The sequence below is a fragment of the Nocardia sp. NPDC050408 genome, from assembly GCF_044458905.1.
Classification (GTDB): domain Bacteria; phylum Actinomycetota; class Actinomycetes; order Mycobacteriales; family Mycobacteriaceae; genus Nocardia.
On the sequence record NZ_JBITIL010000011.1, the window covers coordinates 99,952 to 123,524 of the forward strand.

General features: G+C 64.4%; 23 protein-coding genes. 15 read left to right on the top strand and 8 right to left on the bottom strand.

The features are described from left to right. The first annotated feature begins 264 nt into the window (after positions 1-264). Positions 265-1,191 carry an alpha/beta fold hydrolase gene (locus ACIBJI_RS27625; protein ID WP_397086552.1) on the top strand — a complete coding sequence of 309 codons (927 nt, stop codon included), beginning with the start codon at positions 265-267 and terminating at the stop codon, positions 1,189-1,191. A 209-nt stretch (positions 1,192-1,400) separates the two neighbouring features. Continuing rightward, positions 1,401-2,162: a MerR family transcriptional regulator gene (locus tag ACIBJI_RS27630; protein ID WP_397086554.1), complete on the top strand. Its 762-nt coding sequence runs from the start codon at positions 1,401-1,403 to the stop codon at positions 2,160-2,162. Positions 2,163-2,711: 549 nt separating this feature from the next. Here the strand turns inward: ACIBJI_RS27630 and ACIBJI_RS27635 are convergent. Next, entirely contained in the window at positions 2,712-3,164 is a 453-nt protein-coding gene (locus tag ACIBJI_RS27635) for an Lrp/AsnC family transcriptional regulator (protein WP_063040920.1), read from the bottom strand. Between the two features lie 144 nt (positions 3,165-3,308). Here ACIBJI_RS27635 and ACIBJI_RS27640 point away from each other — a divergent pair, with 144 nt between their 5' ends. After that, positions 3,309-4,247 carry a DMT family transporter gene (locus ACIBJI_RS27640; RefSeq protein WP_397086556.1) on the top strand — a complete coding sequence of 313 codons (939 nt, stop codon included), beginning with the start codon at positions 3,309-3,311 and terminating at the stop codon, positions 4,245-4,247. 346 nt (positions 4,248-4,593) lie between these two features. Here the strand turns inward: ACIBJI_RS27640 and ACIBJI_RS27645 are convergent, their stop codons facing one another. After that, positions 4,594-5,310 carry a cation transporter gene (locus ACIBJI_RS27645; RefSeq protein ID WP_397086558.1) on the bottom strand — a complete coding sequence of 239 codons (717 nt, stop codon included), beginning with the start codon at positions 5,308-5,310 and terminating at the stop codon, positions 4,594-4,596. After that, positions 5,310-5,639 (bottom strand): metalloregulator ArsR/SmtB family transcription factor, encoded by a 330-nt coding sequence (locus tag ACIBJI_RS27650; RefSeq protein WP_364349329.1) that lies wholly within the window; start codon positions 5,637-5,639, stop codon positions 5,310-5,312. The genes ACIBJI_RS27645 and ACIBJI_RS27650 overlap by 1 nt, the downstream gene beginning before the upstream one ends. A gap of 137 nt (positions 5,640-5,776) precedes the next feature. Between ACIBJI_RS27650 and ACIBJI_RS27655 the strand changes: the two genes are divergently transcribed. The 5 genes from ACIBJI_RS27655 to ACIBJI_RS27675 all read left to right on the top strand — a co-directional run bounded on the left by ACIBJI_RS27655 (position 5,777) and on the right by ACIBJI_RS27675 (position 9,919). After that, positions 5,777-7,156 carry a serine hydrolase domain-containing protein gene (locus ACIBJI_RS27655; protein ID WP_396958385.1) on the top strand — a complete coding sequence of 460 codons (1,380 nt, stop codon included), beginning with the start codon at positions 5,777-5,779 and terminating at the stop codon, positions 7,154-7,156. A 39-nt stretch (positions 7,157-7,195) separates the two neighbouring features. Then, positions 7,196-7,927, top strand: coding sequence for a MerR family transcriptional regulator (locus ACIBJI_RS27660; RefSeq protein ID WP_396958386.1), 732 nt, complete (start codon positions 7,196-7,198; stop codon positions 7,925-7,927). A 441-nt stretch (positions 7,928-8,368) separates the two neighbouring features. Beyond that, entirely contained in the window at positions 8,369-8,623 is a 255-nt protein-coding gene (locus ACIBJI_RS27665) for a hypothetical protein (RefSeq protein ID WP_364349320.1), read from the top strand. Between the two features lie 349 nt (positions 8,624-8,972). Further along, positions 8,973-9,473: a DUF6301 family protein gene (locus ACIBJI_RS27670; protein WP_397086561.1), complete on the top strand. Its 501-nt coding sequence runs from the start codon at positions 8,973-8,975 to the stop codon at positions 9,471-9,473. Next, the gene (locus ACIBJI_RS27675; protein ID WP_397086563.1) at positions 9,470-9,919 is read left to right on the top strand and encodes a TY-Chap domain-containing protein; all 450 of its coding nucleotides are present in this window, start codon (positions 9,470-9,472) and stop codon (positions 9,917-9,919) included. Before ACIBJI_RS27670 ends, ACIBJI_RS27675 begins: the two co-directional genes overlap by 4 nt. A 397-nt stretch (positions 9,920-10,316) precedes the next feature. On the opposite strand, the gene ACIBJI_RS27680 is transcribed toward ACIBJI_RS27675, so the two are convergent. After that, on the bottom strand, positions 10,317-10,793 hold the full coding sequence (locus ACIBJI_RS27680) for a MarR family winged helix-turn-helix transcriptional regulator (protein ID WP_396958390.1): 477 nt from the start codon (positions 10,791-10,793) through the stop codon (positions 10,317-10,319). Between the two features lie 70 nt (positions 10,794-10,863). On the opposite strand from ACIBJI_RS27680, the gene ACIBJI_RS27685 reads away from it, so the two are divergent. Continuing rightward, complete coding sequence (locus ACIBJI_RS27685; RefSeq protein WP_396958391.1) at positions 10,864-11,787, top strand: alpha/beta hydrolase; 924 nt, start codon at positions 10,864-10,866, stop codon at positions 11,785-11,787. 357 nt (positions 11,788-12,144) lie between these two features. On the opposite strand, the gene ACIBJI_RS27690 is transcribed toward ACIBJI_RS27685, so the two are convergent. Beyond that, positions 12,145-13,002: a hypothetical protein gene (locus ACIBJI_RS27690; RefSeq protein WP_396958392.1), complete on the bottom strand. Its 858-nt coding sequence runs from the start codon at positions 13,000-13,002 to the stop codon at positions 12,145-12,147. Positions 13,003-13,155: 153 nt separating this feature from the next. Next, a complete protein-coding gene (locus tag ACIBJI_RS27695) occupies positions 13,156-13,986 on the bottom strand; it encodes a hypothetical protein (RefSeq protein WP_397086565.1) in 831 nt (276 codons plus the stop codon). Positions 13,987-15,015: 1,029 nt separating this feature from the next. Between ACIBJI_RS27695 and ACIBJI_RS27700 the strand changes: the two genes are divergently transcribed. Next, positions 15,016-15,363 (top strand): glycine zipper domain-containing protein, encoded by a 348-nt coding sequence (locus ACIBJI_RS27700; RefSeq protein ID WP_364349299.1) that lies wholly within the window; start codon positions 15,016-15,018, stop codon positions 15,361-15,363. 395 nt (positions 15,364-15,758) lie between these two features. Here ACIBJI_RS27700 and ACIBJI_RS27705 read toward each other — a convergent pair whose 3' ends face one another. Beyond that, positions 15,759-16,538 (bottom strand): GTP-binding protein, encoded by a 780-nt coding sequence (locus ACIBJI_RS27705; protein ID WP_397086567.1) that lies wholly within the window; start codon positions 16,536-16,538, stop codon positions 15,759-15,761. A 157-nt stretch (positions 16,539-16,695) separates the two neighbouring features. Between ACIBJI_RS27705 and ACIBJI_RS27710 the strand changes: the two genes are divergently transcribed. The 3 genes from ACIBJI_RS27710 (at position 16,696) to ACIBJI_RS27720 (ending at position 20,263) form a co-directional block, all read left to right on the top strand. Then, entirely contained in the window at positions 16,696-17,118 is a 423-nt protein-coding gene (locus ACIBJI_RS27710) for an OB-fold domain-containing protein (RefSeq protein WP_364349551.1), read from the top strand. After that, positions 17,111-18,313, top strand: coding sequence for a lipid-transfer protein (locus ACIBJI_RS27715; protein WP_364349293.1), 1,203 nt, complete (start codon positions 17,111-17,113; stop codon positions 18,311-18,313). The genes ACIBJI_RS27710 and ACIBJI_RS27715 overlap by 8 nt, the downstream gene beginning before the upstream one ends. A 507-nt stretch (positions 18,314-18,820) precedes the next feature. Continuing rightward, positions 18,821-20,263: a flavin-containing monooxygenase gene (locus tag ACIBJI_RS27720; RefSeq protein ID WP_397086570.1), complete on the top strand. Its 1,443-nt coding sequence runs from the start codon at positions 18,821-18,823 to the stop codon at positions 20,261-20,263. 269 nt (positions 20,264-20,532) lie between these two features. Here ACIBJI_RS27720 and ACIBJI_RS27725 read toward each other — a convergent pair whose 3' ends face one another. After that, on the bottom strand, positions 20,533-21,096 hold the full coding sequence (locus tag ACIBJI_RS27725; RefSeq protein ID WP_397086572.1) for a hypothetical protein: 564 nt from the start codon (positions 21,094-21,096) through the stop codon (positions 20,533-20,535). Between the two features lie 966 nt (positions 21,097-22,062). Between ACIBJI_RS27725 and ACIBJI_RS27730 the strand changes: the two genes are divergently transcribed. Beyond that, a complete protein-coding gene (locus tag ACIBJI_RS27730) occupies positions 22,063-22,230 on the top strand; it encodes a hypothetical protein (protein WP_397086574.1) in 168 nt (55 codons plus the stop codon). 109 nt (positions 22,231-22,339) lie between these two features. Continuing rightward, positions 22,340-23,419 (top strand): ADP-ribosylglycohydrolase family protein, encoded by a 1,080-nt coding sequence (locus ACIBJI_RS27735; RefSeq protein WP_397086576.1) that lies wholly within the window; start codon positions 22,340-22,342, stop codon positions 23,417-23,419. Positions 23,420-23,573: the final 154 nt, after the last annotated feature.

The following is a 23,573-nucleotide window of genomic DNA, read 5'->3' on the forward strand; positions in this document are numbered from 1 at the left end:
CGTTCCATTCATCGCAATTCATTTCGACGGCAGCGCAGCATCCGGCATGAGCGCGTGTCGCGGAGAACTTCCGATCGGTCGCAAGCTGTGCGTTGATCAGCGCGTGTCGCGGAGAACGTCCGATCGGTCGCAGGCTGCGCGTTGATCAGCGTGTGTCGCGGTGAACTTCCGATCGGTCGCAGGCTGCGCGTTGATCAGCGTGTTTCGGATACTGCGGCGAAAGGGGTTGACCCTGACCCTGCGTCAGGGTTGGAGCCTTGTCGCATGACGAATGACATCACTTCCTCGACTCGGCTCGCTCCGCCGATCGGCGGATTCCAAAAAATCGACGGCCGCCGGGTTTTCGTACATCGGTCGGGCCGCGGCGGACCGGCCGTCGTGTTCCTACCCGGTGCGAGCGCGGTCGGCCTGGACTATTTCGGTGTCCAGCAACACGTTTCGCAATTCACCACGGCTGTGGTCTACGACCGTGGCGGCACGGGCTACAGCGATCCCCTGCCGCTGCCGCGCACCGCCGCCGCGGTGGCCACGGAACTGCGCGAGTTGCTGCGCGCCGAAAACATCAGCGCTCCCTATGTTCTCGCGGCACACTCCCTCGGCGGCTTCTACGCGCATCGGTTCGCGCAGTTGTACCCGCGGGACGTGGCGGGACTGGTCTGGATGGACGCGCTGCACCGCGACTGGGACGACTTCATGCCGCCCACAGCGAGTCTGGCCGCGGCCGAGCAGATGGCAGCTGATCCGGAGCAACTCCGGCAGATGCGCCCGGCGCTGCGCGCGCTGCGCGCCGAGTTGCTCGCGGACTATCCCGAGCACATACGGCAACCGCTGATCGATGCCAAGGCGAGCGACGAATGGATGCGGATCGGCATCGCCGAACGTGCCGGCTTGACCGATCTCGCCACCGAACTGCGAACGGGACCGAACATCCCCGATGTCCCGGTGGTCGCGCTCACCGTCGTGGGCAACGACCCCGCCCAGCAGGCGCTGACCTCGCAGGAGATGAACGACGCCAAGACGAGAATGGACGCGGCCCTGGTGCGCGCGGTCTCGCACGGGGAACAACGCATCCTTTCCGACACCCTCCACCACCGGCTCTGCTTCGACCGCCCCGATGCCGTGGTCCAGGCAATCCGCGACATCGTGGACCAGGCGGCGCTCACCCACCCCGCCAGCGTGCCATCCCCCTGAACTCGGCACGACCATGCCCGACGACGGACGAGAGTGGACGCGGCATGGGCGCGGTCTCGCACGGGAAACAACGCATCCTCTCCAACACCCTTCACACCGACTCTCGTTCGACCGCCCCGACGCCGTGGTCCAGGCAATCCGCGACGTCGTCGACCGGGCTGCGCTCACCCACCCCGCCAGCGTGCCATCGGCCTAGACTCGGCCCGACCATGCCCGACGACGACAGGACAGCGGTGCTGACCATCGGCCGGCTCGCGGCGACCGCAGGCGTGAGCGTGCGCGCCGTTCGCCACTACCACCACGTCGGCCTGCTACCCGAGCCCGAGCGCGATGCCTCCGGCTACCGCCGCTACAGCGCGCAAGCCGCGGTGGATCTGATCCGGATCAGGACCCTCGCCGACGCCGGTGTTCCGCTGGCCCGTATCGACGCGCTGCTGCATGCCCAGCCGACCGAATTCGCCGCGGCCATCACCGACATCGACGCCGAATTGCAGCGCAAGATCGACCAACTCACCGAATACCGCAGCCGCATCGCCGACCTGGCAAGCGGTGAAAGCCTCGTCCTACCCCCCGAGGTGGTCGCCATCCTGAACCGGATGCGCAGTCTCGGCGTCGGCGAACGAAGAGTACGAGCCGAGCGCGACTCGTGGATCCTGCTGCAGGCGCTGGACCCGCAGGCCATGCCGCAGCGGATACGGGAAAAGACCGCGGACCTCGACGACCCCGAGACGACGCGGCTGTATCTCGCCTGCGATCAAGCAGTCGACTGGGAGCCGCACGATCCACGCCTGGACCAACTCATCGACGACCTGGACGCATGGGAAATCCGACACGAACGAGACGGCAGTCGACCAGAAAGCCTGCAGCTGATCTCTTCCCGGATCTCCGAAGCGTCACCGGCATGGCAACGCATCATCGAGGCGCTCACCCACCGCGCCGAGCGCCGCCGAACCACCAAGCACCACAGCTGAAACCGACACCGAGGTCATCTCCGACAGTAGATGCAGGATTTCAACGAACGCCAACTCAGCGCGCCCACCGGGCATGTCCAGGTGCAGCAGGTTGACCAGACCGTTGTCGGCATCCCTACACAGCACCGCCCCGTAGTCGGTGGTCCTACAGCACGCTCGATATTCCCAAGGGCCGCAAGATGACCCGGAAGAAGTTCCAGCGTCATCGGTGACAGGTCGAGTTCCGTCGCAACTTCCTCGACGGCGGCCCCGTCACCACACAGTCGGTCCGGCAGCCCCAGGGTAACCGCGACCCGCAGAGCCATCGGTGTGGCCGAACCCGCCAGATTCCGGATCGCGGCGACGTTGTCTTCGTTCACGAACGGTGGCACAACCGGAATCAGATCCCGCACGACCCGGGCCCTGGACACACCTCCGCCGCGTCAGGCCGCAACGCGCCGCGGTGCACCCAGACAGCGGACTACACCAGACCCGCCCCAGTCGCCGATGCATGCGGTTCCTCGCCAGGCTGACCGTCGCGGGTGGGCAAGGTACCGACCGGGAAGGGCCTCAAATCGGTTCGATGACGCTCTTGCGCAGGTGCCCGTAGACCACCGACGTGCGTACGTCCGCGAGTTCCTGCCGCACGGTCAGCTTGTCCAGGACCACCGCGTGCAGATGGTCGGTGTCGCGAACCGCCACATGGAGCAGGAAGTCTTCGGTGCCGGTAAGCACGAAGACTCCGATCACCTCGGGCATCCGCGCCACGAAGGCCTGGAACTGCTCGATGATCGCGCGCGTCGGCGGCCGCACCCGCACGGCGATGATCGCCTGCAGGCCCCGGCCGATCGAGGGTAGGTCCACCTCGGCGTGGAATCCGAGCAGCACACCGCGCTCACGCAGGGAGCGCACCCGTTCCAGGCACGTGGAGGGCGCGATGCCCAACTCCTGTGCCAGGTCCCGGTTGGTTCGCCGACCGTCTTGCTGCAGAAGCCGCAGCAACGCCGAATCTAGTTCGTCCATATTCCGTATCATTCCCAGGGTGCCGAACTTAGTTTGGTCAGCGTCCCATTTTCCCGGACTAATTGCTAGCTTGCTCGCAGTATTCCGTTCATGATGCGCTTCCCGCGATGCGGTCGGGCGGCGATGAAGTAAGGGGTTTCAGTGGTGGACGAGCGCAGGACCAAGGTCTTGGCGATCAGTTCCGTCGTGGCGGCCGCGCTGTTGTGGAGCAGTTCGTACGCGGTGACCAAGCAGGTGCTGGCCGACGTCGGGCCGTTGACCATCGGGGCCATCCGCTTCACGCTCGCCGCCATGCTGCTCGGGATTATGGCGCGCATGCGCCGCAACCCGGTCGCGCGGCCGGATGCCCGTCAGCGGCGGATGATCTACCTGAGCGGCGTGCTCGGCATCACGGTCTACTTCGTACTGGAGAACATCGGCGTCGAAATGTCGACCGCCGCCGACGCGTCTCTGATCGTGGCCACCTACCCGCTGATGACCATGCTCATGGAGCTAGTGGTCTTCCGGGCCAGGATGCCGCTGCTGCGGGTCGGCGGTGTGCTGCTCGCCACGGCGGGAGCCTTCCTGGTCGTGCGCAACGGGGCGGAAGTCGGAGGCAGCGCGCGCTGGTTCGGCGATGCCCTGCTGCTGCTCGGCGGGCTGGTGTGGGCCGGGTACAACGTGCTCGGCAAGTACGCGGGACGCGGGCAGGACGCGGTGAACCTCACCTACTACCAGACCGTCGCGGGTGCCGCCGGCTTCCTACTCGCCTCGCTCCTGGAGATCGGGGACTGGCGGGTACCGGATGCCACGGTCTCAACGCTGCTCGCTTACCTGGCCGTGGCATGTTCCGTCGGCGGCTTCCTTCTCTACAACTACGGCCTGCGTCGGATGACCTCGAGCGTCGCGGTCAACATTCTCAACCTGGTACCCGTATTCGGTGTGCTCGGTGCCGTGGCGGTCAACGGCGAGACGGTCCAGCTGGGGCAGGTCTTCGGCGGCGTGATCATCATCGCCGGTGTGACAGTCGGGTTGATCGAGCGCCGAACGATGCTCGAGAAAGCCGTGGTTTCCGAGGCGACCTTGGTCGGCGAGTGCACATGAAGGTGTATGGCGGGAGAGGATGACGGGATTCTGTTGCGGCGCTACAAGATTGGCGTGGTCAGCAGCCTGAGTTAACCCAAATGTTGAGCTTCAACAGACCTTTCAGTACGTTGCGGGAACCAAGCACCACCGTTCTGATGACATGGTCACCGGGACCCTTGTCCGCCGTGAGCTTCGGGGTTGGGGACGGCGTCACCACCCCTCACCGGGTCACGAAAAGTCTCCCGCGTCGAGTCACGAGACTGCTCGGCGGTCTTCGCCGCCCGCATTTCGTCGCGGTAGCGAGAGCGCGCGGTACCCGGAATCCGTGGCATGACAAGCCCTTTCGGACCGCGGGTTGGTGTAGTCAGTCACAGCGGTCGCACTCGTGCCCGGCCTCACCGGTTGTAGCGGCCAGGCCAGTGGGCGTGGGGCAACAGGTGTCGCCGTGCCAGGCGTTGACGCCTTCCTTGACGGCGATGGCGGCGATGAACAGGGCGGCGATCGGGTCTGCCCACGACCAGCCCAGTAGCAGGTTCGCCAACAGCCCAACAAGCAGGACCGCCGACAAGTAGGTGCAGAGCAGGGTCTGTTTGGAATCGGCGACCGCGGAGGCGGAGCCTAATTCGCGGCCGGCGCGGCGCTGCCCCCACGACAGCACCGGCATAATCACCAAACTGACTGCGGCGAGAGTGATTCCGATCGGCGAGTGCTCGGCTTCGCCGAGACCCAGCAAACCGCGGATCGAGTCGACAGTGACATAGGCCGCGAGAGCGACGAAGGACAACGCGATGATCCGTAGCGCGATCTTCTCCCGCTTCTCCGGATCGGATCCGGCGAACTGCCAAGCGACCGCCGCCGCGGAGGACACCTCGATGACCGAGTCGAGACCGAACCCGATCAGCGCCGTCGAGGAGACGCGAGCGCCTTCGGTGAGGGCGATGATCGCCTCGATCACGTTGTAGGAGATCGTTGCGGCCACGAACCAGCGGATCCGTCGCGCCAGCAGCCCCCGCCGCTGGGGCGACGGGCCCGACAACGCGAGGGCCGACGGTAGCGACGGCATGCCCAACGGCGCCGACATCAGCAGCACCCCTGGTCGTCGGCGGCCGAGCAGTAGGCCGGATCGACGGCCAGCACCAGCCCGAGCAGATCCTCCAGCGCTGCCGCGATGCGTGAGTCGGCCAACTCGTAACGACTGCGCCGCCCCTCCGGCACCGCCACCACCAGACCACAACCGCGAAGACAGGCCAGATGATTGGACAAGATCTGACGAGTCACCCCGATCCGTTCAGCCATGTCCGAGGGATAGGCAGGTCCGGTGCGCAAGCTCAACAGAATCTGGGTGCGGGTTGGGTCCGACAGCGCGTGCCCGAAACGGGCGAGCGCGTCACCGTGCAGAAGAGTCTTCACAACCGGATAGTACAGATTTCCATGTATTCATTTCAATCTGAACTTTTGCCGCCGACGCGAGCTTGGCGTATGACGGTCGGCGAGTTTTCACCTAGGGGCTTGACCTTGCCCCGGGGGCAGAGTTCGAGCATGGTGGCATGAACGAGATAACCCAGGAACTTTCGGAATTCGTTGCGGCCTCGGCCGAGAAGTTGGGCGTGCCGGGTGTCGCCGTCGGGGTGTTGGCCGGTGGTCGAGAAGACTTCGCGTGCCACGGAGTGACGAGCGTGGACAATCCGCTTCCGGTGGACCGGGACACAATGTTCGTGGTCGGATCTGTGAGTAAGACATTCACCGCGACCGCGTTGATGCAGTTGGTCGCCGACGGCCGGGTGGAGTTGGACGCGCCGGTGCGGCGGTATGTCCCGGAATTCGCCGCCGCTGATGCGGCCACGGACGAGATCACCGTAATGCGGCTGCTCAACCATACGGCGGGGTTGGAATGGCGCCTCAGTGACGACACCGGCGAAGGAGACGACGCCTTAGCCCGGCACGCGGTGAAACTGGCCGAGTCGCAGCTGATCGGAAAACCGGGAGCGCGCGCGTCGTACAGCCAGGCGGGCTTCAACCTGGCCGGCCGGATCGTCGAGAACGTCACCGGATCGAGCTTCGAACGGGCCATCGCGTCGCTGTTGTTCGAACCGCTCGGGCTGGCACACAGCTGCTACGCGGTCAACGACGTCATGACCCGGCGGTTCGCGGTGGGCCACAACGTCGATGCGAACGGTGCGCTCGCGGTCGCCAGGCAGTGGAAGGACAACCGCGCCAACAACCCCGGTGGCGGCGTGGTGACGTCCGTAGGTGATTTGCTTCGTTGGGCGCGGTTCCATCTGGGTGACGGCCGGACCGAGGGCGGCGAGCGCATTCTGCCCACCGAACTGCTGCACCGGATGCGGGAGCAGACGGTGCAACTGCGTGGGAGCACACTGGGTGACGCGTTCGGCATCTGCTGGTTCCTGCGCGAGGCGGACGGTGTCGCGACCATCGGGCATGGCGGGTCGGCCAATGGCCAGTTCGCCGACTTGCTCGTCGTGCCGGAGCGGAATTTCGCCGTCGCCGTGATGTCGAACGCGGGCCCGGACGCGGGCCTCGCCTTCAACCGAGCCGTGGTGAAGTGGGTGCTCGAACACTACCTCGGCGTAGTTGAACGCGACCCGGAACCGCTGCCCTACGAGAGGGCACGGGCAACGGAGATCCTCGGACATTATGACAACGAGATGATGCGGCTCACCCTCGCCACCGACGGGACCGGCTTGACGATCGAATGCGCCATCAAACCGGAGATACGTGCCGCCGCGGACACCCAACTGCCGCCCGACCTGCCACCCGCTACTCTCGGCCTGCTGCCCGGTGACGCCGACGAGTACATCGTCACTGGCGGCGGTCTGCAAGGACAACGCGGCTTCTTCACCCGTGACGAATCCGGCGCCGTGGCCGGAATTGATCTCGCCGGTCGGCTGTTCGCCCGGGTGCGATGACAGCCACGGATAGGTGACACACCCTCGAAGGAGACGCGCATGATCACAATCGGCCAGCTCGCGCGGTATGCGGGCGTGACGATCAAGGCCGTGCGCGTCTACCACGAGCGCGACCTGCTCCCCGAGCCGCCGCGCGACTCCTCCGGCTATCGCCGCTACCGTGCCGAAGACGCCATCGATCTGGTCAAGATCAAGACACTGGCGCAGGCCGGCGTGCCCTTGGCGCGTGTCAAGGAATTGCTCACCGCGAACTCCGACGAGTTCGCGGCGGCGATCGCCGAGATCGACCGCATGCTCGCCGAACGCGCCGAGGAGATCCACCGAACCCGTGAGCGGATCGCCGAATTGAGTTCCGGCGACCGACTGTTCGTGTCCACCGAAGTCGCCGAGTACCTCGATCGCCTGCAACAACTCGGGGTCAGCGACCGGGCAGTCCGGATGGAGCGCGACCTCTGGATTTTGCTGCAATCGGTCGCCCCGAAACAGGCGGCCGGCTGGATCGCCGACAAACTCGACGCCATCAACGACACGGAATTCGCAGCCATCTACCTCGACTACGACGCAGCATTCGACTGGTCCCCCGACGACCCGCGCCTGGCGAACCTGGCCGACCGCACCCGACGGTGGCTGACCGGCAGACGCACCGGAGCAGGCCGGACAACCCCGACGTTGGATCCGAAGCTGATCCGCCTGGTGAACGAATCCGTAGGAATCACCTCGCCCGCCTGGGAACGGCTAGCGCAGATCACCCAGAATTCCACTACCGCGTAACGCTCGCGTTTCAGCGTCAGATCCGCCCGGATATCCCTCAATCCCCGATCCGCGCTCGATCCTCTCACTTGCTCGTGTTCACCGCTTTTCTGCTGCAGCACCGTCATCCCCACCCGACAGCGCGAAAGCCAGGCGATCGACCCGTTATCCCGCGCCTCGGGAACAAGCCCGTGGGTCCAATGGGAAAAGGCATCGAGAACACGTTGCCGCTCGCTTACCAGCCGCCCTCGATCCGCATGATTCTGCGGCAAAAACCCAGGTATTACGATCTCCTATGGTGAAGACGAAGCCAGACGCCGCTCGGTAGCGTAACTGAGATTACAACTTTGAAATTGGAGCAGATTCGTGCCGAGTACGTCGTTCCACGGAAGTATCGAAACCGGTAATCCAGAAATTGTCGAGCAGATATTAAGGTCGTGGATTTCGAACGACGAGCTACGTATGCAGCCTCGCCGAGGATGGGAAACGCATTACGAAACAGACGACTTCGAACTGCTCTGCTATGAGGCATCGCCGCAGAATCCGCCTAATTACTTCCTCCTCGAAGGCCATATCGATGGCGATGTCGAAGCCGCCGTTTCCCGGCTACATGAGCTTGCCGAACAGTGCCGAAACGCGAAACTCGAATTCGGCGTCGACTATGCGGAAGTCGATGCGGCCGGTAACCCGTTGAGCGAGGAACACACCCTCAGCTGATCCAGTGGCCCGAGATGGATCCAGATGCTCAACCAGGCCTCTGCCAATGACCCCGCCTCTACGCCAGCAGCTAACACATTTCCCTAGCCCCGGTCACCCGGAAAGACACTGACCAGATTCCACGCCACTCTCAAATCGACCAAACATGTACAGTCGCGCCGAGTTCGGTATGGTTCCGCAGTCGTAGATACTCGTCATGCACGCGGTCCTCGCGGTAACAACGCGTGAGCGTGACGAGCCAGTCGATTTCGGCGGCCATGACCGTGACATCGATCGGGTTGGCGATTGTCGGATCTCCGGTCTTCACGTAGTACCGGCCGTCCGATCCGGCGATATATAAGGAGAATCCATGACGGGATGGCGTGCGCTGACCGATGGCGAGATAGTCGAATTGGCTACGGGCTTGCGGTCGTTGGACTGGTCGTGGCAGTTGCAAGAGGTGCCCGCGATAGCGGCAAGGTTCGACTGGAAGGTATTGATGACCCGAGCGGATTGGGTCATGCTCGACTGCGGTTTCGGGCTGAGCAGCGGTGTGGTGACAGGCCGCGATGGAGTAGCTGAGTCTATCGAGTTGATGGTGACAGACTCCGCGAGCGAGGACCCGACCGGCCGAGCAATGGTGCGTGACGCGTTCGTCAGGATGTCCGACGCTATAACCGGCGCTCTCGGCGAACCGACCGCCCGCATGCCGGGGGAAGCCGCAGAAATACGTTGGGCTTTTTCGGAAACAACACTGCGCCTGAAGAATCTGAGTCTCGCACATACCGTCCAGCTGATGTATCAAACGAATGCCTCGCTGGCCGCTCTCGATAGATCCATCGAATTCGAACAGCAGCAGGACCTGACATGACAGATTGGACGGAATTCGCCGAGCGACTGGCCGAGCAGTTAGCGCTACTGCCCGCAGGCGCGATTGTGAAGATCGTCGAAGCGGGACTTCCTCCAGGCCACCAGCGGTTCGCGCAGTTCGCGCAGACCGACAGCGAGCTACTGGCCGAATTGGTGGGCGATGAGTTCCTCGAACCCACCGCACGGCCTGACGAAACGGGATACCACCTGATCACCGAGTCAGGCTGGCAGGAACCCGATGAAGACCATGGCCCCTACTGGTGGATCGAGCTGCCGTGGCCGGTCAATTCCGCCATATACCGCCAGTTGGCGGCAATGGTGGTGACCGGACTCCGTGACGCGTTCCGAATCAGCGGCCCGGGGTCGTTGACCTACACCGCGTGGAACAAGAACGCGGACGAACGCGACCTCAACCTGCCACTGCTCGGGCTGGCGCGTCAGGATTGATCGATTGTCATCCGAGCTTTAAGGACTCGCGATGATCGCGCCGATGAGCGCAGTCAGGGATCGGTGTCCAGGCCGACTCGGCGGTCTCGCCGTTGGGCTCGGGCTGCAGCCGGCCGCCGATGATGCGGACCCGATAGAAAACGCCCACATTTTTTAGTGCGGCGGCGGGCCAAAGCCGACAGCGCAGCAGGGAACCGCACGGTCTCGAGGCGACAGCCAGGTGTTGCCCTGCACCTGCGTCCTGAGCCAGTGATTCGTCCTCGAGGCAAGCGCCTGACCTGGGTGCGGAATGTCGAGTGGCGAACTGGTCATTTGAGATGTTTGCTGCTGACCCCGGATTCGAGGTTTCTCGCCATTGGATCTTGCCGAGTGAGGATCCGTGGAACGCGGTCCCGCTTCAGCCGATTGGCGTGCCGATCTGGTCGCGTTGCAAGACGGAACGCAGCTCCGAAAGGGTCTGCGCGGCAGCGGTTATCGGGGCATCCGCGAGTGCGTCTGCGATCAGCTCGGTCAACCGCTCGGAAAAGGTCGCTTCTGCCGCGTCCGCCAGCTGCAGGCCGTTGTCGGTCAGGGTCAGCAGTGAGGACCGGCGATCGGACGGATTCGGTTGGCGGGCAACCCATCCCTGCCTTTCCAGGCGGTCGATGCCCTTGCTGATGGCACCGATGCCTGCGGCGAACTCGGCGGCCAGGTCTGCCACCCTGGCCCCGGGGTGGTCGCGCAGGTAGCGCAGGGACTCGAACTGTGAGGTGACGATTCCGTGTCGCTCGCGGAGACGATCGTTGAGGGCGTTGTACAGACGCGTCTCGCATCGAACGAGGTCGGCGAAGAACCTCGGGAGGTCGACCGTCTGACTGCTCGCTTTGGATGCCACGGCATGTAGTCTAGCATTACATGCCGTGGCATATAGTGCCGTGGAAGGTACTTTCGGTAGGAGTAAACGCGTGAGCAAGCAACAGCGGACACAGGTCGACACGATGCTGCGGCAGCCCCGGCCCGAGGGTCCACAGTCGGTCGAGGCGATCCGAGCCGGATTCAAGGCACTGATGGCGCAGATGATCGTCCCCGACGGCTTGCGCACAACGAAGACGATGCTCGGCGGCCGACCCGCGTTGCACATCGAGCCGGGCAACGGCGCGCGCAGCAGGACGATCCTGTACTTCCATGGCGGCGGCTTCGTATTCGGCTCGCCCGAGACCGCGCTGTCGCTGACGGGAAACCTCGTGTCCAAGACTGGGTTCCGAGCATTCTCGCCGGACTACCGGCTCGCCCCCGAACACCCGTTCCCCGCCGCGATCGAAGACACACTCAGCGCCTACCGCGCCCTCCTCGACAGGGGCGAGGACCCGTCGACCATCGCGTTCGCCGGGGACTCCGCCGGCGGCGGCCTCGCCGTCACCACCTGCCTCGCCGCCCGCGACGCCGGTCTCCCGATGCCCGCCGCGATCGTGGCGTTCTCCCCCGGCCTCGACGCCACCCGCACGGGCGAGAGCATCGAGACCAAGGCGGGCATCGACCCGATCTTCACCCGCGAGGCACTAGATCACACCGGAGCCATGTACCTCGCGGGAGCGGATCCGCACCAGCACATGCTCAGCCCGGCCATCCTCGCGGACCTGACCGGCTTCCCGCCGATGCTCCTGCAGGCGGGCACCAACGAAATGCTCCTGGACGACTCGACCCGCATGGCCGCCCGCGCCCGCGCAGCCGGAGTGGACGTAATCCTGGACATCACCGCCGACGTCCCCCACGTATTCCAGTCCTTCGCCGGCATTCTCGACGAGGCCGACCGGGCACTGGACCGCGCGGCCCACTTCCTCACCCAACACATCCACACAGACGAGACAGCGGCCGTGTCAGCCCAGTAAGACCAGGTGTCGTCCGTCTGGCCATAGAGCAGACCGAGCGGCTTTCGCAGGGGAACACTCGCGCTGCACCCCGATCCATCCGCCGACGTCCCGAGCAAACCGTACTGACAGAAGTTGGGCATGAGCAAGATTCAGCCGCAACGCATCTGTCCGCTGCCAGTTGACCTGGTGTGTGGTCCCGCCGATGAGCTGCGTTACGTCAGGTACGGGCAGATTGTCGCGGTCGGTTTCCGCCGGATTGGTGACCGCGACCCGAGGTGCAACGCCCTCATTTCGAGGGAGCTAGGTCAGCAGGAAGGGAGTGGATCGGTGCCGGGATTCGAGCCCATGACGCGGATGACGGTGTCGGCGAACGTGCTACGACTTCTTCAATCCGTCCAACGCCCTGCGGGCTTGGTTTTCGGCGATCGTGGCGAGCTCGTCCCGGTTCACCGGGGGTTCGCCCTTCGCGCGCAGGACAGCGACTTCCACTCGTATCGAGACATTGCTGTCCTGCACGCCCACGATGTAGGTCATTCCGTTGCTGGTGTCCGTGGTCGCGGTATGCCAGTAACCCTGGGCGCCGATTCCGGTGATCTCGCCCGAGGCCCGCCCCGATCCGGTGGCGGCGGTGTCGGTCTGTTTCCAACGGTCGTAGGCGAGGGCGGCCGCGGCGCCGGTGAGCTGGGCCTGGAGGCCGATGCCGGCTTCGTCGACGGTGGCATCGTCGGGGACGGTCGAGGGGCTGGTGTAGCGGATGGCGCAGTTCAGGTTGCCGCCGTCGGAGTTATTCGGCGGGAATTCCTGATGCACAGGGGCTTGTCTCGGGGTGGACGACCACCTGTGCAACGGCGTGGGATCGACAAGATCGCACGCGTTGGTGATCCCACTCATCGAATAGATCCCCGGCGCCGGTTCCTGGCGGGATGTCGTGGCCGGAGCCGCACTGGACGAGGCCGCGGTGCTGGACGGGGCCGGGGCAGCGGCGGACTCGCTGTCTGTGTCGCCGACGAAGACACCGATCACCACACCGAGACCCAGCACCACCGCCAGCCCGAGAACACCGACAACGATCAGACCCGCTCTGCCGCTGCCGGTCGGCGGCGGGTACGACGGCAGTGGCCCGTACCCCCGACCAGGTGGGCCGTATCCGGTAACGGGCTGACCGGGGGCGGCCCCATACACGCCCGAGTCCGGGGCACCCCAGCCGCCAACTGGCGGATCGGTTTGTCGCACAGCAGGATCCGGCGTCGACCGATCGTCAGGTCCGCGCTGGGAATCGTTCATCCCCATAGCCCCTCCGGTTCCGCAACGGCTCCCCGTCGATCTCAACTCCGACCCGATCGTAATCCAGCCACCCGTCCGCACCGTTCCACTCGAGTCGCCGGTCTACTTCTCCCGCAGACCGTCCAACGTCCTGCGGACCTGGGACCTGGCGATCGAATCGAGTTCCTCCCGCCGCACCGCGGGAGAACCCTGCTCACGCGTGAGGGAGATCTTCACCCGCACCGAGACATTGCCGTCCTGCACACAGACGATGTAGGCCATGTTCGCGACGAGGTTTCCTCTGACTTCGGAGTACCAGTAGCCCTGATTGCCGATTCCGGTGACCTCACCGGAAGCCGACTCCGCTTCGGGTGTGGCGACGTCGGCGTGTTTCCAATGGTCGTAGAAGGGCGGCGCCGCACCGTTGGTGAATTCGGCCTCGACGCTCATGCCGGCCTTGTTCATGGGGAACTCGCCGGCGGTCGCGCTGGTGTATCCGGCATCGCACTTCAGGCTGCCGCTCTCGTAGGCGGTTGGCCGCCTTTCCCTATGCTCGGGCGCACCTTTCGGCGTGGGCGACCACTTGGTCAACGGCGTGGGATCGACAAGGTCGCAGGCGTTGGTGATCGCATTCATCGAATAGGTCCCCGTTTCCCACCGGGCAGTAGCCGAGGCGCCGGCGGACTCACTGCTACTGTCGCCACCGCCGACGACGATGCCGATCACAACACCGAGCCCCAGCACCACCACCAGACCGAGAACACCGGCGACGATCAAAGCCGTTCTGCTGCCGGTCGATGGTGGCGGATACGACAGTGTCGGCCCATATCCTTGGCCAGGTGGCCCGTAGGGCATGCCCCAGCCGCCTGCCGGCGGATCCGGTTGCCGCGCAGCGGGATCGACGCCACCCAGCATAGGAGGCCGACCACCAGGTCCGCGCTCGGAATCGGTCATCCCCGTAGCCCTTCGATTCCGCAACGGGCTCCCCCGTCGCCCCGCAACTCGAACCGATCGTATTCCCGCAACCATCGTCACGGGCAGCAACGGTCGCTGTCGCTCCCGGCACGTCGGCTTCCTGGGCAGACTTTCGTGGATGACGCGCCTGGTCGGCATCCACCGCTGGCAGGCACAGCCCCAAATTGCCTCCAGACCGACGCGAGCGGCCGGAGCCGCGCGCACTCGTCGAAAGTGCCCGCGCGCTGCTTTGGGGGCATGATCGTCTCCGCCGCCATGCCGGTCTGGCCTGGCGAGGTAGGCATAGAAATCGAACGGTGGACCGCGGCCCGCACCGTCGATCAGAGCCTCACCAAGCACAGGCAACTGGGTCTCACGATTCTTCGAACAGCCGCAACGCCGAACGGACAACATCGCTGGCCGACCGGGTAGTGGCTCGAAGTGACCTCGCCGTCGATGAACACGCTGCAAAGGTCACCGAGCGCATCAGGTTAATGGCAGAAGACCCCAACTTGCGCCACAACGGTGGCAATACGTCGGATCAACTGGCAGAGGACAGCATCGAGCGAAAGGTTTGCGAGCCCGCTCGGCCAAGTGGCTCTGTCCATGAGCTATGACGGCAGCTATTCGCGAATCCCGGTGGCATGCCGCCACATGTATACACCGAAGACATTCGCGAATGGACGAACAGGATCAGGTCAGCGTCTCGCGCTCGGCCGAGCATCTACCCCTCTCGATCATCCGAAATGCCGATGTGCGGATGCCAATTCGCCACATAACGGCGCTATTCGCGCGAGCGCACCAGTGCTGTCCCCTGACCCGATGGAACCCGGCTGTCCGCTCAGATCTCCAGTAATCATTTTGTGATGCCGATAATGTGCGAATTCGCATGTAGCGCAGTATCGTCGGGCGCGGTGCGCAGTAGTGGCCGCTCGATTGCTGTCAATTCATCAGAGCAGCAAAAGGCAGTCTTCCCTGATGAAGTAGTGGAACTCGGTTGTTCCGAGGGCCCGAAAGGTTAGGAAAACAATGATCCGTTCTGCCCTGATCAAGACGAGTCGCGTCCTTGCGGTGAGTGCCCTGCCATTGGCTGCGGCCGTCGTATTCGCGGGCGCGTCTTCCGCCTCCGCGGATCAGGCTGCTGCTCCGACGGCACCGGTTGTTGCCCAGCCGATCGCCGGGCTCCCACTGGAGGATGTCACCACCAACCCCGACGCGCAGTACCCGGATCCAGTGCTGAACGGCGCGGCTGCGGGCGCTGCGATCGGCTCCGCCACCGGTTCCTTCATCGATCCCGTGCCCACCCTTATCGGCGCCGTGATCGGCGGGATCGTCGGCTCGATCAACCCGGGCGTCATCCCCCAGGTGCTGCCCTGATCCCCTAGAACACCCCCCTTTTGGGCGTGGCCGCGCCGCCCCCGGGGCGCGCCCTCGACTCGTTCACCGCCCCTGCACTCACCTTGTGGTGCGGATAGACAACTGCGTTCCACTCGCACTAAACGGTGAACCGGCTGTCTTCGTTTGGTTACTCGATGTGGCGGAACGGTCATGGGGCGTGGGCCGGTTTCGGCGAAGTGGCCACTTCGCGCGCCTTGGAAGAACCGCGGCAGCATGTGGGTCATGCGCTCGGGTGTGCCAGTCGCGATCTGGTCGGCAAGCCGCTGTTCGTCATCGACGACGATTCGCTCGATGTGGCGGGCACGAACGCAGCGGCCCGACTATCGCTGTGTAGTTGCGGAGCTGCCGAAGTCGTTGTCCTATGGCAGGGTCCGTCAATAGTCGAGGGCATGTTCCGGTTGACAGACGTGCATAGGCGACGGCAGATACCGGACTATGGCGTCCAGGACCGGGGCGATGTCGTCATTCCATGTCGCCGCATCACAAAGGACGGGCACAGCGTCGCCGATGCGCGTGAGGCAGCGGATGCGCTCGTGCAAGTGTTCAGGTGGGATCTGTCGCAGGCCGAGAATGGCGTCCGAATCTGCCGCGTCCTGTTCTATCACCGTGGCCACCAGGTTGCGGTACCACTGCTCGGCGACTTTCCAATGGCTGCCATAGAATTCGACGGCCATCGGTTCGAGCGCCCACATCGGGACCAGATCGATAACGCCTTCGAAATCGGTGCCGATGCCGATAGGAATCTGCAACGTCAACGGCACCGCCCCGCGCGTCTCGGCGATCGTGCGGACGCAGCGGTCGAAGTCGGCGGCGGGATGACCGAGTCCGGTCACCAGACACAGCCGTGCGACCTGATGGTCGTCGGCAAGCCGCAGTATCGTCTCGAGTCGCGGCGTGCTCTTCCCTGCAGCGTTCACGACCGCGATCACCCCGTCGGCTACCCGGATGGACCGCTCCAGGTCCGCGATCGGCGCGTGGCTCGACAGCTCGGCGATATGGACAGTGTGATCGACGCGGCCCGTCACCCAATGGACCGTGGTTGCCATCCTGGCGAAACCGCGGAACAGGCGGTGGACGACTCGCGTCGTCTCGTCGGGGTCCCCGATGATCGTGACGTTGCGGATCGACTGCGGGTCAATGGCTTTGGTGCCCATCGGCGTTGTGGTACTCCAAGTCGACTCGAGGATCGCATCGCGTCCTCAATCCGCAGTCACCGTACCTCCGCGCTTACATCGCCGGAGCAGATTTCAGCCCCAAAATAGAACATGTTCCTATACCGTCGGGTTTGTGCAGAAAGAACAACGCCCCGCAGTGGCAGGCTGGTTCACTGCGGACGACGGCGCGGTACGTCTCGTGGGAAGTCGCTGCGATGTGTGCGGCACACCCTATTTCCCGCGGAACACGCTGGCCTGTCGCAACCCGCAGTGTGCAAGCCCGAAGGACGGCTCCGAGCTGGTCGAGTACCTGTTCTCCACGCGTGGCCGGATCTGGTCATACGCGGATGCCAGGTACAAGCCGCCCCCGCCCTATGTCTCGCCCGATCCGTTCGAGCCGTATGTCGTCGCGGCGGTGGAGCTCGAGGTCGAGCAGATGGTGATTCTCGGGCAGGTCCAGCGCGGCCTCACGGTGGACGACCTGGCCGTCGGCATGCCGGTCGAACTGACCATCGGCGTGCTGTACGAGGACGAGGAAGCGGAGCACACGGTGTGGATGTGGAGGCCGGTCGATGCCTGACACGAATAATCGCGACATCGCCGTCCTCGGTGCGGGCATGCACCAGTGGGGCAAGTGGGGGCGCAATTTCGTCGAATACGGGCTGGTCGCGGCGCGCGCGGCGCTGGCCGATGCCGGGGTGGACCACCTTGACGTCGGCTACATCGCCGGTGCGGACACGATCCGCAACGGATACCCCGGTTTCGTCTCCGGTGCGACATTCGCCCAGGCGTTGGGCTGGTCGGGTGCGCGGATCTCGAGCAGCTACGCCGCCTGCGCCTCCGGTGCGCAGGCCATCGCCAACGCGCGCGCCCAGATCCTGGCCGGGTTGACCGATGTAGCGCTGGTGATCGGCGCGGATGCCGCCCCGAAGGGCTTCTTCCAGCCGGTCGGCGGTGAACGCCGCGACGATCCGGACTGGTTGCGCTTCCACCTGCTCGGTGCCACCAACCCCATCTATTTCGCGCTCTATGCCCGCCGCCGGATGGCGCTGCACGGCGCCACGCTCGACGATTTCGCCGCGGTCAAGGTGAAGAACGCCAAGCACGGCCTGAACAACCCGTACGCCCGCTACCGCAAGGAGGTTTCGGCCGAGGAGGTCGCGGACTCGGCGATCGTCTCTGACCCGCTGCGGCTGCTCGACATCTGCGCGACCAGCGACGGCGGTGCGGCACTGGTGCTGACGTCGATGGAGTACGCCCGCCGCCACGGCGTCACCGACCCGGTCCGCATCCGGGCGCTGTCGACGGTCACACCCACGTTCCCGAAAACCGTCCTCGACCTGCCGGATTTCGCGACGGACTCCGCCGTGGCCGTCGAGCCCCCGCCGCACACGTTCCGTTCCGCTATCGCGCACGCCGCGTACGAAGAGGCCGGGCTCGGACCCTCCGACCTGTCCTTCGCGGAGGTCTACGACCTCTCCACCGCTCTGGAGTTGGACTGGTACGAGGACATCGGGCTCTGCGACACCGGCGGCGCCGAGGACCTGCTGCGCAGCGGCGCAACGACTTTGGGTGGACGCGTGCCGGTGAACCCCAGCGGTGGACTGGCCTGCTTCGGTGAGGCGATACCCGCGCAGGCGATCGCCCAGATCTGCGAACTCACGTGGCAATTGCGCGGCCAGGCCGACAGCCGCCAAGTGGAGAACGCCCGCGCAGGCATCGCGGTGAATCAGGGCCTCTTCGGTCACGGCTCAGCAATCATCGCCACCCGCTGAACCGAGGCCGATCCACGCTGCGAAACCCCGGGCCACGCCCGGGTTTTCGTATATCGCGACCGCGACGAAGCCGTGGTCGCTGGATGGTGAATCGGCCCCCGCCAATGCACTCGACGCCGAGATGACCGAGGCTCCAGCTCGCCATAGGTCGGCGAGCGCTTCGCGGTCGATGAGGATCAACCTCGACCTGGCGCGGGAATCTATTGCGATGCAGGCAGTAGGGGTTCCGGACTGGCAGGATCGCGTATTCAACAGTCGCAAGTTCGTCATTCCAAACCAGCCCGCGAAGCCGAGTGCGCCGCACGAACTGCACCCACAGTGCAACCAGCGCAGGCGCAAGATTGACCAGCACCATCGCCACCCAACCGGAACCCGGGCCACCGCAACAAAGAAACTCACAAGCGGGCGAAGTGCCGCCACTACCTTCGGTACCAGTCGGCCAATCCCGTTGGTGGACTGGTCATCACAGCCCCAGCGCATCAGCGGATGCGGCACTAGGCTGAGTATATGGCTGTAGTCATCGTCGGCGCAGGATTCGGTGGGGTGGCGATGGCGTTGGAGCTCGTGCGCTCCGGTCACCATGATTTCGTCATCCTGGAAAAGGCATCCGAGGCAGGGGGAGTCTGGCGGGAGAACACCTATCCGGGTGCGGCATGCGACGTTCCGTCGCCGTACTACTCGTTCTCATTCGCCCCGAATCCCAGTTGGCCGAGACGGTATTCGGAGCAGCGCGATATCAAGGACTACCTGAACCGGCTGATAGACGACTACGGTCTGCGCCCGCACATCCGGTTCAACACAGAGGTAACCGGCGCGGACTTCGATGCGGCAACGCGACGGTGGCGAATCGAGACGAACACTGGCGAGACTTTGGATGCTGACGTGTTCGTGCCCGCCACCGGCCAGCTGTGCCGACCGGCAATTCCGGCTATTTCGGGCCGGGAGTCATTTGCGGGCGTCAGCTTCCATTCCGCGGAGTGGAATCACGACTACGAACTCGCCGGCAAGCGGGTGGCGGTCATCGGAACCGGTGCGAGCGCCGTCCAGTTCGTGCCGCGGATCCAACCGGTGGTCGCCGATCTGACGGTCTTTCAGCGATCGGCTCCTTACATCCTGCCGAAGCCGGACACCGCGTACGGTCGTCTGCACCAGTGGACTTTTCGGCGGAGGCCACTGCTGCAAAGCGTGGAGCGGCTGCTGTGCTGGTTTGGCGGGGAACTTGGCGCCTTGGGCCTTGTGAGGAATCGAAGCATCGCACGCTTTGTCGGCTGGATCGCGAAATGGAATCTGCGCATACAAGTTCCGGACGAGAAACTGCGGGCGGCGCTGACGCCGGACTATCCGATCGGGTGCAAGTGTGTGCTATTCGGCAACAACTTCTATTCCGCGCTCACCGAAACCAATGTGCATGTAGTGACCGAGGCCATCACCGAGATCACCCCCCGAGGACTCCGGACTGCTGACGGTGTTGAGCACGACGTCGACGCCATTATCTACGGGACAGGTTTCCTGGCGCAGGAACTGTTGGCGCCGATGAAGATCCGAGATCACAACGGTCGCGACCTGCACGATGTGTGGGCCGCAGGCGCGCGGGCCTACCTAGGCATCGCGGTTCCCGGTTTTCCGAATCTGTTCATCATGTATGGCCCGAACACCAATCTCGGCTCCGGGTCGATCATCTACATGCTCGAACGCCAAGCGCGCTACATCCGCCAACTCATCGAGCATCTCGACACTCGTCCGGGAACCGCGCTCGACGTTCGCGCCGACGTCGAACGACACTACGATACCGAGGTGCAGCGCAGGCTCGCCTCGACCGTATGGGCTTCCTGTGCGAGCTGGTATCGCTCCGAAACCGGCCGGATCTCGGCGAACTGGCCCGGACTGGTCAGTGAATACGACCGACGCACCCGCCGAGTAGAGATCGCGGACTACCGGCTCATGTCGTAGGCAGAAGTTACGTGCGGTCCAGGGGATAGGCAGCATCTGCCGGAAATCCGGCGGTAGCGGCATGGAGCGCCGTCCAACTGGTAGTTCGTACCGCTTCGAATGCGATCCGATTGCGTTGTACGGCAGATAGATTCCCGAGTCACCTCGAATCAGTCGGACCAGACATTGCAGATATTGATGCGACTCTGACGACACTGGATACGGGGTTCCGCGCGGTCCGGTCTACCACTCGCTGCGAGCTCTCCCGATCCGTCGCGCCCACAGGTGCATCAACTTCTGCGCGTCGCATCCACTACACAGGCATCCACGGCTCGTACCCGCTCGTCTGCCGGCGAAATACTCAGCGGTGACGACGAGGCTTTCGGGAATTGCGAGTTGATGCGTGCGCCACCGGTGGAGGCGAAGACGACGTGGTCGCGCAGGATCCACACGTCCGAACGCTCTTCCATCTGTCCGGATGCGTCGAGGGTCGTCGCGCCGAAGAACGTGAGACGACCATCGATGATCACCGTGGCATTGGTGAGCCGGTAGCCATCCATGGTGAGGCCCGCTTGCACCTGCGCGACGACATTCTCCGCCGCTGGCGCGCATCGCGGATCCGACAGCGACACCGGCGCAGCGGCCGGTGTGGTTAGCAGAGCGGTAGGGGCTGAGCTGCTCGTTGTACTCGCCGCAGTCGATTCCGACTCTTCCTCACCCAGGCCGAGCGCCTTCGAGACGAGCACGACGACGACTAACAGTGCGAACACACCGACAACGCTGGTGATCAGGGCGCGCACCACAGCATTAGCTTGCCCGCGTATGCCGAGGCGTTCGTCTGGTTCGATGGACATGGGAATCCCTTTGTGCGATTGACGGATTGACCGCGCCGCGAGCACCTATTGCCCCTGCGCACGAGGCGCAGGAATCAGCCTTTTCACGGCAGGCCGTGGCTAGGTTAGCGCCATGGGAACCCGAGCCGCTCGCTGATCTCACTCATGAGAATCGTTCCACGGCGCGACCAGCAACGAAGTGTTACAACACGTTTAGCCGTCAGTCGGCTGCCAGTGGAAGGTTATGCGTGTCGCGGTTGTGGCCCGAGCATCCAATGACTGGTACGCCAACCTGCTGTTTTTCAACCGCCGCAGATGCCTCCTGCTGATTCGTCATCGTCGACGGATGCCACCACATCGCCGCATCCGCCTTCACCGAAGTCCTCAACCAACCCGCACGATACTGGCTCGGACTCACGGCCCCCTACCGGCGCGATCAGCTCAACGACCTGATCTACCACCAACTCGGCTCACGCACCCACACTGTCGACAGTCCCGCGGCAGGACAACTACCGACCAACGGTGAAACGCCTGCACCCCACCCCGTACCCGAGATCCATCCGACGCAATTCGCCTACAACGGCGACGCCGATCCGTCTCAACCGGGCGAAATGGCCGAGATCCTTCGGACGCTGGTCGCCGACGAAGGACAGCCGCCAAACACGCTGTAGATTGCATCTACATAGATCCTGTCTACATGGATTTGGATTACACAAGGGGCTCCGCTGGCAGCATCAGGTTTCGTCGGCCGAAATACCGAGTACTCGAAGCGATCGGAAGCGGGGAACGCACCCACGCCACCATCGCGGCTTCGGCGGGCAGCCGCAGTGGCTTCCGGGACGTTATCGCCTCTACTCCATCGACTCTCGGTAGAAAAGCAGGTGCTCTCGGTAGACCAGCCACTGTCGATCAAACCCGGGAAACCGGCACTCTACCGAGGCCATGCAATTCGGTTCCCGTGAGCTCGGCGCCGGCGGGGATGCCTCGGTGCTGGCCAAGCTGTGGCGCGACGGTGAAAACCGGTGGTCCATCAGCGTCGAAATCATGCCCGATGCCCTGATAGACAGCACCGACGTAGACCAGTGGCAGGAAATGTTCGAAACCGCCGCCCGGTCCGTCGGCTTCGACGTTGTCGAAGTCCGTGAATTTCCATGATCCGTTGCGCCTGCTGACGGTCACACTGTCGCACGGGCAAGGGCTGTCAGGGGTTTCGGGTGTGGCTGGATGCAGTTTGTGCCGCCCGCATGCGCAATGATGGTGTCCCGTGGGTGATTACACGCTGGTCTTCGACCGAGTCCGGGGCTCACTGCTGGGCGGGGCGATTGGTGACGCGCTCGGGTGGCCTATCGAATTCTTACAGCTGGCCCAGATTCACCAGCGATATGGAACCGAGGGCGTGCAGGGCTTTCTGCCGCAGCACGACGCGGGTGCGCCGCAGCAGATAACCGATGACACCCAGATGACGCTGTTCACTGCCGAGGGCCTGTTGCGGTCCGTTCCGGGTGTCGACCCAGTGCCGGCGCTGCGGAAGGCGTATCTGCGCTGGTTGCAGACCCAAAGACAGGATGCTCCCGCACCAGACAGTGATGGCTGGCTGGCGAGTCAGCCGTTTCTGTACGCGGCGCGAGCGCCAGGCAATGCCTGTATGTCCGGACTGAACAAGCAGGCACTGGGGTATCTCGCCCCAGGCACGCTCGACGAACCCGGTCCGGTGAATCCGGGCTCGAAAGGTTGCGGCACCGTAATGCGGTCGGCACCGTTCGGACTGGCCGGAGCAGGCGGTGATCTCGCATTCACCACGGCCGCTCGCAGCGCGCAACTGACCCACGGGCATCCCACGGGATACCTCGCCGCAGGTGCGTTCGCGGCACTGATCGATCGTGTTGTCAGCGGTATCGAACTGCCGATTGCCGTGCAGCAAACCATTACTCAACTCGCGGCGTTTCCCGCAGGTGCGGAAACCATGGCGGCGCTGACCCGCGCTGTCGAGCTGTCCGAGGGCGTGGCGACCGCTGAAAAGGTCGAGCAGGTCGGCGCGGGGTGGATCGCAGAAGAGTGCCTGGCCATCGCGGTGTACTGCGCCCTGTACGCGGTCCGGACCGGCGATGCGCGCGCAGCACTGCTGTTGTCGGTGAACCATTCCGGTGACTCCGATTCCACCGGTGCGGTCGCCGGCAACCTGATCGGCGCCGCCCATGGTGTGTCCGGACTGCCGATGGAGTGGGCATCCGTAGTCGAGGGCCGCGATGTGCTGGTCCAAGTCGCTGACGACCTAGTCCTGAACTACTTTGTCGGCGACCGATCCGCGTTACACGACCGGTACCCGTTCGACGAGGGACTGTAAGAGGTCAGTCGTTGGTTCGCGTGACTGGTCTGCTGGATCTCGGAGATCGCGGCGGCGGTCCAACGCGATCGGCCGCTGACCGTGGATGACAACATTGGGTAGAGCGGCACGAGTACGGCCAACTGGGTACCGCCCTGTTGCGGGAGTTGCGCGA